We start from the raw sequence: 13,923 nt of genomic DNA, 5'->3' as shown, positions 1-13,923 counted from the left end.
AGGCGTCTGCGTTGGGCGGGTTCGCGAGCAAGCTCGCTCCTGCAGGCCCGCTCTTCGTAGGAGCGAGCCTGCTCGCGAACTGATCCAGCACCGGCCTTGCCGGCGAATCGCGGAGAAGCTCCGCTGCTACGGAGCGGAGTCCGCCGTTTGACCTTCGCCTCAGGGCCCTCCTGGCTCAGTCCAGGCCCTGGAGCCACGCCCTGCGGGACCGCTCAGATCAACCCTTTGCCCTGCAAATGCTCGCGCAGGTACTCGATGAACACCCGCACCTTGCGCGTGCTGCGCCGGTGCGGCAGGTAGAGCGCATGCACCCAGGGTCCGAAGGCGCTCTGGTCGTGCCAGCAGTCCGGTAGCTGCTCCACCAGTTCGCCGCGCTCGATGTACGGCAGCGCGTTCCATTGCGGGAGGAACTGCAGCCCCTGGCCGTCCAGCAGGCAGGACAGCAGGAAGTCATAGTTGTCGCTGGCGACCCGCGGCACCGGCTGGCGGATGCGACAGCAGCCATGCCTTTGGTGGCGATCGACCGCGACGACGCCTCGCCGGACACAGTCCAGCTCACCGCGGCTTAACTGACGGCGCGCATCCTGGTACCCGGCACGAGGCCGAGCACCAGGGCGCAGCCGGCCAGGATGGTCAGCGCGCCCAGGCCCTGGATCAGCGACAGGCTTTCATCCAGCACCAGCGCACCGACCAGCACGGCGACCACGGTAACGACGAACTCCACGCTGATCGTCCGGGTCGCTCCGATACGTGAAACCAGCTGGAAGTAGATCACGTAGTTCAGCGCGCTGAGCACGCAGCCGCACAGCAGCAGGTAGAGGAAATCCACCGGCTGCGGCGTGCCCGGCAGCGGTACCCAGATCAGCAGCGGCAGCGTCAGCAGGCCGCCGATCAGGAAGGCGCCGCAGGTCACTTCCCAAGGCCCGGCGGTACGCAGGCGCAGGCTGGCGTAGTTGCTGCCGAAGGCCGCGCAGACCGCGCCGAACACCGAGGCGATGCAGCCGAGGATGAACTCGTGGGTCACCGGTACCGCCGGGAACCCCACCAGCAGGACCATGCCGAAGAAACCCAGCAGCAGCCCGCCGAGGCCGCTCCAGGTGATGCGCTCCAGGCCCCAGACACGGCCGATGAGCATGGAAAACAGCGGAATCCCGGCGACGAAGATCGCCGCCATCGCGGTGCCGATGCGCGGGGTGGCGTAGGTCATGCCGATCAGTTGGCCGGCCACCGTAGTGGCGCCGACGACGCACAGCGGCTTCCACAGCCCCTCGAAATTCAGCCGGCGCCCCGACAACCGCGCCACCGCCAGCAGCGTGCCGCTGGCGATCAGCGCACGGAAGCTTACCGCGCCAACCCAGCCGAAGCCGGCGATGGCCTTGAGCAGTACGAGAAAGGACAGCCCCCAGCCGATCGCCAGGAACAGGTAGGCGGCAAGGTCGCGCGGTTGCATACGGCTCCCGGAACGCACAGGCAGAAGATGGGCCACCGAAGCGCGGCGGCGAGTCGGGCTATCTTGCCGGGCGCCCGTGGCGCTTGGGAAGGTGGCGCACCGACGTTTTCCTGTCTCGCAGCGCCGTTTTCCCGGTGCCGGCCGGGCACTGCCCCGGCGGAGCCAAGCGCCGGCTGGAAACGGTCAGTCCGACGCGCGCCCCAGGCGTGCCAGCAAGCGGGCCCGGACCTCGGGCCATTCGCTGTCGATGATGCTGAAACGCACCGAGTTGCGCTTGCGTCCGTCGGGCATGATCCGCTCATGCCGGACGATACCTTCCTGCACCGCGCCCAGGCGAAGAATCGCCGCGCGGGACGTCCCGTTCAGCTCGTCGGTGGTGAACTGCACCCGCACGCAGTCCATCACCTCGAAGGCATGGCGCAGCAGCAGGAGCTTGGCCTCGGTGTTGATCGGCGTGCGCTGTGCCGACAGCGCCAGCCAGGTGTGGCCGATTTCCAGCTTGCGGTTGCTCCGGTCGATCTTCCAGAAACGCGTGCTGCCGACGATGCGGCCACTGCGCCGGTCAAGGATGGCGAAAGGTATCACCGTGCCGGCGTACTGTCCGGCCAGTGCCTTGTCGATATAGCCCCCGACGGTATCGGGCCCCGGCACCAGGGTGACCTTGAGGTTCCACAGCTCACCATCGGCGGCGGCCGCGAGCAGGTCGACGGCATGCTCGGCGCGCAAGGGGAGGAGCTCGACGTGTACGCCGATCAGGTGGGGGCAGTTGGGAGAGTGCATGATACGGCTCTTGGCGGAACGGACGGTGCGGGGAGAGCGTAACCAAACCGGGGCCGGGTTTGTAGCGTGAAACCGAGCCCTGGAGCGTCCCGCCGCGATCGGTCCTGGGCGGACGCGAGCGTGCTCGCGAACCGCGTCTGCAGCACGGTGTCGATCGGCGCCGCGCTCAGATATGCCAGATCTGCAGATCCTTGATCACACACACCGAGGCATCGGTCGGCAAGGTCGCATCGCTGTAGTCCACCGGGTTGTATACCCCGCCGTGGAAGTTGAAGGTCTGCACGGCCCAACTGGCATCCAGCGGCATCGGGAGAAGGCTCGAGGTGCGGCCATTGCAACTGGCCTGCACGCTGAGCATCAGGCTGGAAGTGACCAGGACCAGGATGTCGAAGTCCGCGCCCAGCGGAACGTTGTCGAGCACCGTGCTGTTCACCGGGGCGGTCTGGTTGAAGTTCTGGCGGAACCCCAGGGTCAGCTTGCCCTCCTGCCAGAACACCTTGAGCAGCGGGCTGTCATCGTTCTTCACGTGCACCTGCGCCACCACGACTTTCTGCGCCGAGTTCACCTGGGTGACCTTCATCAACTGGTGGTTCACATGCTCGGTGGCGCTGCTCAGGCTCCAGTGGATCGGTTCCTTCCATTCGCAGCGGGTGCGGTGGGGGCTCTTGCTCGAGGCGCCACGGGTTGGCGCGGTGAGTTGCAGGCTGCCGTCCGGTAGCCGGAGTACCAGTTCGGGATACTGTGCCTGAGCCTGCAGGCCGGGGATTTCCAGGGCCACGGGGTCGCTGGCGGACTTCGCCACGGGCAGGGCAATGTTGAGGTTGTCGATGTTCACGTTCATGACGGCACTCCTTCAACGGTCGGGGTGCTGCCTTTGACCGGTGATGCTCGTGTCGTATCGATTTTTCGGCCAGACGGTCGTGACGCATTGCGGCACTGGCTCGGCTCGCCAGGTGGAACGGGAAACCCGCGGAGGGAAACCCTAGGGGCAGGCTCAGCGGCCCGGCAGCATCGGAGCGAGGTGCAGGATGTTCAGCAGGTGCGGGACGCGCAGCGGGTAGCAGGCCTGCAGGCGCACGCGCGCTTCGGACAGGGTCATGTGGCGGGAGAACGAGCGCAGCACGGTCTTGCCCAGGCAGTGACCGTCCTGAAAATGCACGAGAAATTCATTCATGGCGAAGCGACAGCGGAGAGACACGCACGAAGTGGCGCACAGGCCGCGAATGATAGCGGCTCCCGCTGTCTCGGCGTTGCCATGAATCATCCTTTGCCGGGCCGTTCCGACGGAACGCCCCGTTCTCACCGGTCGACCCGACGACCGGCGAGTCGGAAGCCGGTCAACGCTCCATTGCGTAGTCCAGGCGCATGCCGAAGGCGTGCATGAAGAACGCCGCCAGCTGCATTTCCAGCACCTGCGCATTGAGCGATGCCAGATGCGAGGGCTGACGCTGGGTACGCCGGCTCACGGCAGTGAACTCTTCATGGATGATGCCCTGGGTATGGGGATCGGCGATAAGGCGATAACAACTGTCCGGCAGGTCATCGCGCTGCCTGGCCAGCAGGCTGAGTTCGGGATGGCCGTCGGCGTTGGTGACCAGTTCCACGCTACAGCGCAGGCCTCGGTCGCGGGCGAAGCGCGAGGCTTCTTCGAAAGCGGGCAGGGCCTTCTGCAGGACCTGGATTTCGAAGGCGAGGAAGAACTGATCGTCGAAATCGACTTCCGGGGTATTCCGGGCTGCCTGGTTGTGCATCGCCGGCATCTCCTGTGTCGATGAATCAATGAAACCCGTGGAGCGACCGTCGGGATCGCCGAGCTTCGTCATCGCGACATTGCAGTGACTACAACGCACACATCGGTCAACCGGCAATGCCATTTGCCTGAACGAAAAGCCATCACACTGTAAGCGCAGACGGACTGTCAACGAGCAATCCCGCATAAGGGTGAGTCCGGAAATAGCCAAGCGCTCTGCCGCAGGGCGTGGCACCGGCGTGGAGCCGGAATGGCGGATTGCCGCAGGGGTGTAACGCTGGCGTTACAGGTTGCGGCCGCCCCTCCAGGCTTCGGACGGGCGGCCATGCGCCGCGACGGTCAGAACGCGAAGTCATCCATGAGCAGGGCGGCATCGCTGCCGTCCACGATGCTCTGCGCCAGTCCCGGCGCGCGGGTCAGGATGTGCCCGGCGTAGAACTGCGCGGTACGCAGCTTGGCGCGGTAGAAGGCGCTATCCCCGGTCCCGGCGGCCAGGTGTTGCCGGGCGATCCGCGCGGCCCGCGCCAGTTGCCAGCCACCGGCGACGATGCCGAACAGCTCCAGCAACGGCACGGAGCCGAGCGCTACCTGCCGCATCTGCTGGTCGTAGTCGCGGACGACGAAGGCCACGGCATCGTCCAGGGCATTGATGGCCAGGAACAGGTGGTGACGGATGCCCGCCAACTGGGTGTCTTCATCCGGCAGGCCACGCTGGGTGTCGCGCATGCGCGCGATCAGCGCGCTCGCCGCCTCGCCTCTGTCGCGAGCGATCTTGCGGCCGATCAGATCGCTGGCCTGGATGCCGGTGGTGCCTTCATAGATCGGTGTGATCCGGGCGTCGCGCAGGTGCTGGGCGGCGCCGGTTTCCTCGATGAAACCCATGCCGCCGTGGACCTGCACGCCGAGGGAGGCGATGTCCACGGCGTTCTCCGTGCACCAGCCCTTGATCACCGGGATCATCAGTTCGACGAAGGCCTGTCGTTCCCGGCGCACGGCGGGGGCGGGATGGAGCCGGGCCTGGTCCGTCGCCAGCGCCACGTCGCAGGCCAGTGCGCGCATGGCCTCGATACGCGAACGCATCGACATCAGCATCCGGCGTACGTCGGGATGGCGCAGGATGGCCACCTTCGCGCGGCTGGCACTGCCGGTCTCGCCGCCCTGAATGCGCTGGCGAGCGTAGGCTACCGCGCGCTGGTAGGCACGCTCGGCCAGGCCGATGCCTTCGATGCCCACCGAGAAGCGCGCGGCGTTCATCATGATGAACATGTATTCCAGGCCCCGGTTCTCTTCGCCCACCAGCCAGCCGGTGGCGCCGCCGTGATCGCCGAAGGCCAGCACTGCCGTGGGGCTGCCGTGGATGCCGAGTTTGTGTTCGATGGACACGCAACGCACGTCGTTGCGCGTGCCCAGGCTGCCATCGGCGTTCAGCAGCATCTTGGGAACCACGAACAGCGAGATGCCTTTCGTGCCTTCGGGCGCACCGGGCACGCGGGCCAGCACCAGGTGGACGATGTTGTCGGTGAGGTCGTGCTCGCCATAGGTGATGAAGATCTTCTGCCCGAACAGCCGATAGGTCCCGTCGCCTTGCGGTTCGGCACGGCTGCGCACCGCCGAGAGGTCGGAGCCGGCCTGGGGTTCGGTGAGGTTCATGGTGCCGGTCCATTCGCCACTCACCAGCCTGGGCAGCCAGGTCTGCTTGAGTGAGTCGGAGCCACGCAGTTCGATGGCTTCGATGGCGCCACGGGTGAGCATCGGGCAGAGGCCGAAAGCGACGTTGGCGGCGTTCCACATTTCCTCCACCAGCGCCGAGACCAGTCGGGGCGCGCCCTGGCCGCCGAAGTCGGGCGGGCAGGAGAGGGCGTTCCAGCCGTTGGCGACGAACTGCTCGTATGCATTGCGCCAGCCTGCGGCGGTGCTGACTTCGCCAGCCTGCCAACGCGCGCCCTGACGGTCGCCGACGGGGTTGAGCGGCGCCAGCACGCCCTGGGCGAAGCGGCCCGCCTCGGTGAGGATGGCCGTCACCAGTTCGGCGTTCATGTCCTCGTGTCCGGGCAGTTCGGCCAGGGCCTCCAGCAGATGCAGCTCGCGCAGGACGAATTGCATGTCGCGCAGCGGGGCTACGTACTCACTCATGGTGGAACTCCTGTTCGAAGGATGAGCCTGGCGGCGGCAGCGTACCCACGATTCCCTCGGGCCGGCCCGCCGCCGGTAGGGGGCACCAGCGGACGGATGCCGCCCTCAGGACATCAGACCGGTATTCCGGGCCGAAGGTGCCGCAATGGGCGAGCGAGTCCCCTGGCGCGCAGGAGACGGTGGGTTCTGTCGGGCAGTGGGATTTGGCGTGAAGAGCAGGGCCGGGCGTGGTAGAAGGTGTCCTCTTCGTCCGCCGATAACTGATGCCCGCATGATCGAGTTCAACAACGTTACCGCTTACCAGCAGCAGACCCGCGTGCTGGATGGGTTTTCCCTGCACATTGGCGAAGGCGAGAAAGTCGCCATTCTCGGCCCCAATGGCGCCGGCAAGAGTACGCTGCTCAAGCTGATCAGCCGCGAGCTCTACCCGGTTGAACACGAGGGAAGTTCGCTGACCCTGTTCGGCAAGCAGAACGTCAATCTCTGGGACCTGCGCAGCCGCATCGGCTTCATCTCCCAGGACCTGCAGGAAGACTACACGCCGTTCACCCAGGCGCTGGACGTGGTGATCTCCGGCTTCTTCGGCGCCATCGGCAGCCACGGCCACCTGCAGCCAACGGCGGAACAGGTCGAAAAGGCCAGGAGCCTGCTCGGAGCGGTGGAAATGTCCGGTTTCGAGGAACGCATGTTCCAGCGCCTCTCCACCGGCCAGAAACGCCGCCTGCTGCTGGCTCGCGCCCTGGTGCACGAACCGCGGGCGCTGATTCTCGACGAACCGGCCAACGGCCTGGACATGGGTGCCAGCCTGCAGATGCTCAAGCTGTTGCGACGCTTCTGCGGCGAAGAGCACGCAATGATCATCACCACCCATCACATTGACGAAATCATCCCGGAGATCGAGCGCGTCGTGCTGATCGCCGACGGCAAGGTGGTGGCCGACGGCGCCAAGGCCGAGATTCTCACCAGCGAGAATCTGTCGGCGCTGTACCAGGCGCCGCTGAAGGCCACGCAGCAGGACGGCTGGTACCGTTGCTGGCACGCGTGAGTGAGTCTGGAAACCGGCCACTCCGCTCCTGTTGCGTTGTCCTCGGCTGGGAATCGCTTCATGCCAAGGGTGCGTGCTTTGTCAGCGATCGCGGGCATGGCCCGCTCCTGAGGGTTTCAGCCGCTATCGGACCAGCGCCAGCCGCTGGGCACGCATGGCGTGGATGCGTTCCTCCCACTGGGTACGTTCAATCTCTGGCAGAGTGTTCCACCACTGGCTCACCGCGCGATTGCTGTAGGGCGTCAGCCAATCGGACCAGCGCGCTACCTGCACCTGCGGGAAACCATTGTCGCGGCCGCGCAGGTAGTGGTCGAAGAAGCCCAGTACCAGCGTCGCCGGGGCCTCGATCAGAACCTCGGTGGGTGCGCTGTCGATGAGCTTGTCGCGCAGCGGGCGGCGCATGTACAGCGCATTGTCGGTGAGACCTGCATGCAGCGCATCGCGCAGCACCAGACGGTGGATGCGCGGGTTCTGCCCGGCATGTTCCAGGCTTTCGTAGGAGAAGTCGTTGAAGCTGCGCGGCTGGGACGGCGGCGTGACGCCGAGCATGCGGTAGAACAGCGACAGGTCCGAGTGCAGCATCAGCAGCGGCACCGGCAGGTCCTGGTCGAAGGGCGTGAAGTCGAAGTCGCCGCCGTCGAGGTTGACCGCCGCCGCGCAGCGTTTGTCGATCATGCAGACCGCGCCGGAAGTCGAACCGCCAAAGGACATGCCCATCTCTCCGGTATGGGCGAAGTCGCTGGCGGCCACCAGGTCGGTCACATTCGGCGGCACGTCGCCAGCCTGCAGGCGGTCGTGGACGAACAGCCGGTCGGCCAGCCAGATCGGCGCGCTGAGGTGGATGGCGCGGTCCGCTGGCGGTTTGAGTTCGGTGGCGAAACGCAGTTGTCCATCCAGGCGGCGGGCCAGGTCGTCCTCGCCATAGCCTTGCAGCAGGAGCGGCGAGAAGCCGTGCTCGAAGGCGTAGCGCAGGTGCTCGTAGAGCGCCGGGTCGGTCGGCGCCACTTCGCCGTTGGGGAACAGCGTGGGAGAGGCGTCGCCGCTGTGTTGCACGGAGTAGACCGCGTAACCGTTGCTGGCCAGCTCCTCCATGATCCGTCCGTTCATGCCGGCGAACGAGCCGTAGCCGTGGCTGTAGAACACCACCGGCAGGCGTCCAAGGTCGGAACGCAGCGGCGCGTTCTCGTAGGAGTGGGTGCGCAGGTGGCGCAAGTGCGTGAGCAGTGGCGGAAAGTGGAACAGCTCGCCGAAGCCGCGGGCGGTGCTGCGGCTTTCGGCATTGCTGAAGTAGGTGCGCGGCTGCGCGCCTGTCGCCGGCCTGGCCGGATACCAGACGCGCACCAATAGACGCCGAGCCTTGCCGACCGGTGTGCCGAGGAGACCGGAGCGGCTGGCATCGACCAGTTCGAAGTCGCGTACGCCCACTTGATAGGGGCCACCCGGCATGGGCAGTGGCGAGACCGGGAAGAAGTACAGCGCGGCGACCGCCAGCCCCGTGAGCAGGCTGAAGAACAGCCCGGACCAGAGTGGGAGCCGCGCCGGACGCTTGCGCCGCAGCAGCAGGGCCAGAACCAGCAGGAGGGCGACCACTGCGCCGGCGCCCGCCTGCCAGCGGTCGTCCCAGACGTCGTAGAGCGCAGCGACCAGCGCGAGCGAGGCGGCGATAAGGGCCAGTGACCGACGACGCAGCCACCAACCCAGCAACGCGACAGCGAGAAGGGCCAGCAGCAGGACGTCGGCGCGGGTCATGCAGTGGCGCCCTTGCGCGGCAGCACGGTCCAGGCGACGCCGAACAGCAGCAGCGCGGCGACCAGCACGTAGGGCGCGCGGCTGTCGACCTGGTGCAGCAGGGTGCCCAACAGCGGGCCGCTGATCATGCCCAGGCCGTGCACGGCCACCAGGCTGCCGGCGGCGGCGCCCTGTTCGTCGGCTTCCACGGCGTTGGCGTTGAGTGCCGAGACGGCGGGGAAGACCCAGCCCATGCCGGCGGCAGCGACGAAGCAGGAGGCATAGAGCATCCAGGGTGCCACAGCGAAGCACACCGAGCCGAAGCCCAATGCGGAGACGAGGCCGCCCACACCGATCAACCTGAGCGGCGCCCAGTTCAGCTTGCGCACCAGCATCTGCGCGCAGATCAGCGCCACGCCCACCGAGGTCAGTGCGATGCCGGCGACACGGGCGGCATCGGCCGGGGGCAGTTGCAGGCGATCGAGGGCGAAGAAGCCGACGGTCATCTGCGCCACGGTCACGCAGACCATGGCGATGAAGCCCAGAGTCAGCGAGCGGCGCAGGCGCCTGTCGCCGATCGCCAGCGCCGGACCCTTGCGTTCGCTGACGCGTTGGCTATCGGGCAGCCAGCGCCACAGAACAGCGAACGCCAGCAGCGGCAGCAGGCAGGTGAGCAGCAGCGGCAGCGCGAGGCCGAGCATGGCCAGCAGACCGGCGAAGCTCGGGCCGACTACCATGCCCACGGCGCTGGCGGCACCCAGTCCGGCCATGGCCGAGGCGCGCTTGTCCGCGCTTACATGGTCCGCTACCAGTGCCGCGGAGCAGGCCGGCACGGCGGCATAGAAACCGCCCGCCAACCCGCGCAGCGCGACGATGCCGATGAAGGCCGGCAGCGCTGACATCGAGATATTCAGTGCCAACGCCATGAAGGCGCAGAGCAGCGCGTAGGTCACCGCAAAACCGGCCAGGCCGCTGAGCAGCACGCGGCGACGGCCGAGGCGGTCACTGGCGATGCCCCAGACCCGCGCCATGAGCATCCAGGCGATGCCGCCGACGGTCACCGTCATCCCCGCCTGCCAGGGCGCCAGGCCCAGGGTGCGCGCCACCGGGCCGATCAGTGCGACGAAGGACATCACCGCCACCGTGCAGACGAAGGTCTCGAACATCAGCGGGCGCAGGTTGAGGGTGGACGCCTGGGGCGGCATGGCGGTCATTTCAGCGTGGCTCCTTGGGACGACGGGGCATTCTCATCCCTACAAGGACGATCAGCAGCAGCGGAACGCCAAGGGAAACCCACGACAGCACGTCGAAAACCCCATCGCCGAGCAGCGCCGAGAGCAGCCCGAAGGTGCTAAGCACGGCCAGTGCGACGGGCCAGCGGAAGATCATCCAGAGTCCGCGCCTCATGCCTTGACCTCCGTCGCCAGGCCGCCGGAATCCAGTTCGGCGAGGCGCTTCTCGATGGGCGTGCGGCGCCGGCCGAGCCACAGGTACAGGCCGCTGGCGAGGATGACGATGCTGACGATGTCCAGCAGTGCCCAGACGATCTTCAGCGGCATGCCGCCGTAATCGCCGAAGTGCAGCGGCTGGGACAGCAACAGGGTCTTCACGTACAGCGGCATTTCGCGCATGTCGGTCAGCTCGCCGGTTTCGGCGTCCACCAGCGCGGGCTTGAGCAGGCGTTCGGTCAGTGGCGTGTTGCCGCGCATGAACACTGCATAGTGGTGCTGGCTGCTGAACTGCGTACCGGGGAAGCCGACGAAGCTGGGCTTCATGTCCGGTGCAGCCTGACGCGCAGTCTCGATGGCCTTGTGCAACGAGCCGTGCTGTTCCAGCGGCGGCAAGTCCTTGTAGGGCGCGGTCATTTCCGCCAGTTGGCCGCCTTGCCAGAGCATGAGGATCGGCAGCGCCAGGGTGTTGATGACCCCGGTGACGCCCACGACCAGCACCCAGGCGAGGGTGACGATGCCCAGCACGTTGTGCAGGTCCAGCCACTTCAGCCGCGAGCTGCGCTGCGAGCGCACGGTGGCGAAGTCCAGCTTGCGCATGAACGGCGTGTAGACCACCACGCCGGACACCAGGGAGGCCACCAGCAGCAGCCCCATGAAGCCGAGGAACAGGTAGCCGGGCAGGCCCATGAACAGGTCGGTGTGCAGCTTGAGCATGATGTACATGAAGCCACCCGGTGGCGGCAGCGGATCGAAGAACTCCCCGGTGCGCGCGTCGAACGGCTGGATGTGGCCATTCTCCGGCGGCGGCACCAGGGTCGGGGCGGTGAGGACCGCGCCCAGCGGATCGTCCTGCTCCCAGAACACGAAGCGCACCACCTCGCCGGGCCGGGCCGCCAGCGCGCGGGCCACCACGTCGTCGTAGTCGATCTTCGGCGACTGTTCGGTGAGCGGCTTGAGCTCCGGGTGCGGCTCGAAGTAGTGCTCGATCTCTTCGTGGAAGATCAGCGGCAGGCCTGTGAGGCAGAGCATCAGCAGGAATACCGTGGAGATCAGGCTGGTCCACTTGTGCACCAGGTACCAGGTGCGGAGGGCTTTGGCGGTCATCGTCAGGCTCTTTCTTCGTTAGAAGTCCACGCTCGCGGACAACTGCAGGGTGCGCCCCTCGCCCAGGTACAGGTACCCGGCGGTGGAGGTGCCCCAGTAGTCCTTGTCGAACACGTTATCCAGGTTGGCGCGCAGTACCACCGGCTTGCCGAGGGTGTCGAAGCGGTAGCGCGCGCCCAGGTCCAGGCGCCACCAGTCCGGGATGCTCAGGCTGTTCGCCTGGTCCACGTATTGCTCGTCGGTGTAGATCGTGCGGGCGGTGACGGTCAGGCCCGGCACCTGGGTGATGTCGTACTCGCCGCCGAGGTTCAGCTGCTTGCGCGGCACGCCGATGCCGTCGTTGCCGTCGTATTGGCCGTCCTGGGTCTTGGTCAGTTTCGCCTGGGTGTAGGACGCACCGCCGAGCAGGCGCACACCCTCGGTGACCTCGCCGAACAGGCTCAGTTCGAGGCCACGGTTGCGCTGCTCGCCGCCACGGGTGAAGCGGCCGTTGTCATTGACGCTGCTCGGGCGCTTGATCTCGAACGCGGCCAGGGTCGCGCCGAAGCCGTCCCACTCGCCCTTGATGCCGACTTCTTTCTGCTTGGAGACATAGGGCGTGAGCATCTCACCGGCGTTGGAAGTGCCGATGGGCGCGGTTTCGCCCGGGCTCAGGCCCTCGATGTAGTTGGCGTAGAGCGAAATGTTCTCCCACGGCTTGACCACGATGCCACCCATCGGAGTGGTCTTTTCCTCGTCGTAGCCATCGCCCACCGGGGTGCCGACGTTCATCTCGAAGTTCTGCGACTCCACGCGCTGCTTGCGCGCGCCGAGGGTCAGCTCGACGCGGCCGTCGAGGATCGACAGGGTGTCGGCCAGCGCATAGCTGGTGAGGGTCTGGGCCGTGTACTTCTGCACGTTCTTCGGGTAGCCGTCGGTGCTCGGCGTGCCTGCGTAGACCGGGTTGTAGATGTTCGACGCACGCGACGGGAAGGCGGTGTAGAGGAAGAAGATGTCCGAGTTCTGCACCACGCGGGTCGCGCCGAAGTTCAGCCGGTGCTCCACCGGGCCGGTGTTGAAGGTGCTGCGCAAGCCCGCCTCGGCAGAGTGCGAGCCAACGTCGTAGACCTGCCAGGCCGGGCTGGAAACGAAGTCACCGTCATTGCCCATCAGCACCGGGTTACCCGCCAGCGCATCCATCTCGCTGCGACGGTCGCCATAGCCGGCGTAGCCGGTCAGCCAGTCGGTTAGGTCGTATTCGCCGCGCACCACCAGGGTCCGGTCGATCATTTCGGAATCGCCGTAGCCGGGGTAGTTCAGGTCGTTGTCCGGGGCGTGGGGAATCTTCGTCACGCCGGGGCCGACGGAGAACTGGCGGACCACGTTGGTGATGTCTTCGCGCTGCCAGATGTAGTCGGCGGAAAGGCGCAGGCGCTCGCCGGCGTAGTCCAGGCCGAGGGAGCCCAGGCCGTCTTCCAGTTCCTGCTTGTCCAGAGCGGTATCGCCATTGCGGTATACGCCATTGAATCGCACGCCGAATTCCTTGCCTTCGCCGAAGCGCCGGCCGACGTCGACATGGGTGCCGAACACCGAATCCGACAGGTAGTCCATGGTCACGCGGGTCAGCGGCTCGTCGCCGGCGCGCTTGGTCACCAGGTTCACCGCGCCGCCGACGTTGCCGCTGGGTGGCATGCCGTTGAGCATGGTGCTCGGGCCCTTGACCACCTCCACGCGCTCGGCCATTTCCACCGGCACGCGGAAGAATGGCGCCAGGCCGTACATGCCGTTGAGCGCGACGTCGGCGCTGACCACCGGGAAGCCGCGCAGGGAGAAGTCTTCGTTGAGGTTGGTGCGCGCACTGCCGATCTGCGCCGAGGGCTCGTTGCGCAGAACATCGGCGACGCTGCGCGCCTGCTGGTCCTGGATGGTCTTCTCGGTGTAGCTGGTGATGCTGAAGGGCGCATCCATCAGGTCGGTATTGCCCAGCAAGCCGAGGCGTCCGCCGCGCGCCACCTGGCCACCGGCGTACTCGGCGGGCAGGTCTTCAGGGCCCACAGCCTGGCCGGTGATCAGCGAGGGCTGCATCTGCAATGCGTCGGGGCTGGGCGAGCGGATCAGGGTGAAGGTGCCGTCGCCGCGTTGTTCCAGCTCCAGGCCGCTGCCTTGCAGCAGGCGTTCCAGAGCGCTGCGGGTCGAGTAGTCGCCACTCAGGCCAGGACTCTGCAGACCATCGGTCAGCGCCGGGTCGAAAGACAGGTGCACGCCGGTCTCGGCGGCGAACGACGCCAGGGCGCGGCCCAGCGGGCCGGGAGCAATGCTGTAGCTGCGCACTTCGCTGGCCGCCGGCGCGGCCATCACTGGCGTCGCCACGGCAACCGCCAGGGAGAAGAGGGCGGCGCGTACCGCCAGGGAAAGCGAAGAGGGGTGGGCGTGTCTGCTGCTGGACATGGACGGGGTACCTTCGGGCCTCTGCGGGCTTCGTATCGGGAGATGTTCCCCTGTT

The 13,923-nt window shown here is 66.8% G+C and carries 13 protein-coding genes; 1 reads left to right on the top strand and 12 read right to left on the bottom strand.

Annotated elements, in window-relative coordinates; all coding sequences use genetic code 11:
* Positions 1-212 precede the first annotated feature (212 nt).
* The 7 genes from H681_RS12700 to H681_RS12670 form a co-directional block, all read right to left on the bottom strand.
* A complete protein-coding gene (locus H681_RS12700) occupies positions 213-479 on the bottom strand; it encodes a LysR substrate-binding domain-containing protein (protein ID WP_015477268.1) in 267 nt (88 codons plus the stop codon).
* Positions 480-565: 86 nt separating this feature from the next.
* Positions 566-1,450, bottom strand: coding sequence for a DMT family transporter (locus H681_RS12695; RefSeq protein WP_015477267.1), 885 nt, complete (start codon positions 1,448-1,450; stop codon positions 566-568).
* A 183-nt stretch (positions 1,451-1,633) separates the two neighbouring features.
* On the bottom strand, positions 1,634-2,230 hold the full coding sequence (locus tag H681_RS12690; RefSeq protein ID WP_015477266.1) for a GNAT family N-acetyltransferase: 597 nt from the start codon (positions 2,228-2,230) through the stop codon (positions 1,634-1,636).
* Positions 2,231-2,396: 166 nt separating this feature from the next.
* Positions 2,397-3,071 carry a polysaccharide lyase family 7 protein gene (locus tag H681_RS12685; protein ID WP_015477265.1) on the bottom strand — a complete coding sequence of 225 codons (675 nt, stop codon included), beginning with the start codon at positions 3,069-3,071 and terminating at the stop codon, positions 2,397-2,399.
* A gap of 153 nt (positions 3,072-3,224) precedes the next feature.
* Positions 3,225-3,404, bottom strand: a complete 180-nt coding sequence (locus H681_RS26230; protein ID WP_041711972.1) for a hypothetical protein — start codon at positions 3,402-3,404, stop codon at positions 3,225-3,227.
* 163 nt (positions 3,405-3,567) lie between these two features.
* The gene (locus tag H681_RS12675) at positions 3,568-3,981 is read right to left on the bottom strand and encodes a hypothetical protein (RefSeq protein WP_015477263.1); all 414 of its coding nucleotides are present in this window, start codon (positions 3,979-3,981) and stop codon (positions 3,568-3,570) included.
* Positions 3,982-4,319: 338 nt separating this feature from the next.
* Complete coding sequence (locus H681_RS12670) at positions 4,320-6,113, bottom strand: acyl-CoA dehydrogenase (RefSeq protein ID WP_015477262.1); 1,794 nt, start codon at positions 6,111-6,113, stop codon at positions 4,320-4,322.
* Positions 6,114-6,384: 271 nt separating this feature from the next.
* Between H681_RS12670 and H681_RS12665 the strand changes: the two genes are divergently transcribed.
* Positions 6,385-7,158 carry an ABC transporter ATP-binding protein gene (locus tag H681_RS12665; protein ID WP_015477261.1) on the top strand — a complete coding sequence of 258 codons (774 nt, stop codon included), beginning with the start codon at positions 6,385-6,387 and terminating at the stop codon, positions 7,156-7,158.
* A gap of 123 nt (positions 7,159-7,281) precedes the next feature.
* Here the strand turns inward: H681_RS12665 and H681_RS12660 are convergent, their stop codons facing one another.
* Genes H681_RS12660 through H681_RS12640 form a run of 5 tightly spaced genes read right to left on the bottom strand, consistent with a single transcriptional unit; the run spans position 7,282 to position 13,868 of the window.
* Positions 7,282-8,907 (bottom strand): alpha/beta hydrolase family protein, encoded by a 1,626-nt coding sequence (locus tag H681_RS12660; protein WP_015477260.1) that lies wholly within the window; start codon positions 8,905-8,907, stop codon positions 7,282-7,284.
* The gene (locus tag H681_RS12655; RefSeq protein WP_015477259.1) at positions 8,904-10,100 is read right to left on the bottom strand and encodes an MFS transporter; all 1,197 of its coding nucleotides are present in this window, start codon (positions 10,098-10,100) and stop codon (positions 8,904-8,906) included. Before H681_RS12655 ends, H681_RS12660 begins: the two co-directional genes overlap by 4 nt.
* 1 nt (position 10,101) lies before the next feature.
* The gene (locus H681_RS12650) at positions 10,102-10,293 is read right to left on the bottom strand and encodes a hypothetical protein (RefSeq protein ID WP_015477258.1); all 192 of its coding nucleotides are present in this window, start codon (positions 10,291-10,293) and stop codon (positions 10,102-10,104) included.
* Positions 10,290-11,441: a PepSY-associated TM helix domain-containing protein gene (locus H681_RS12645; RefSeq protein ID WP_015477257.1), complete on the bottom strand. Its 1,152-nt coding sequence runs from the start codon at positions 11,439-11,441 to the stop codon at positions 10,290-10,292. The genes H681_RS12650 and H681_RS12645 overlap by 4 nt, the downstream gene beginning before the upstream one ends.
* 18 nt (positions 11,442-11,459) lie before the next feature.
* On the bottom strand, positions 11,460-13,868 hold the full coding sequence (locus tag H681_RS12640) for a TonB-dependent receptor (protein WP_041711970.1): 2,409 nt from the start codon (positions 13,866-13,868) through the stop codon (positions 11,460-11,462).
* Positions 13,869-13,923 lie beyond the last annotated feature (55 nt).

The organism is Pseudomonas sp. ATCC 13867, assembly GCF_000349845.1.
Lineage (GTDB): Bacteria > Pseudomonadota > Gammaproteobacteria > Pseudomonadales > Pseudomonadaceae > Pseudomonas.
The sequence above is the reverse complement of the archived record's forward strand: the minus strand, read 5'-3'. Positions and strand labels throughout refer to the sequence as shown.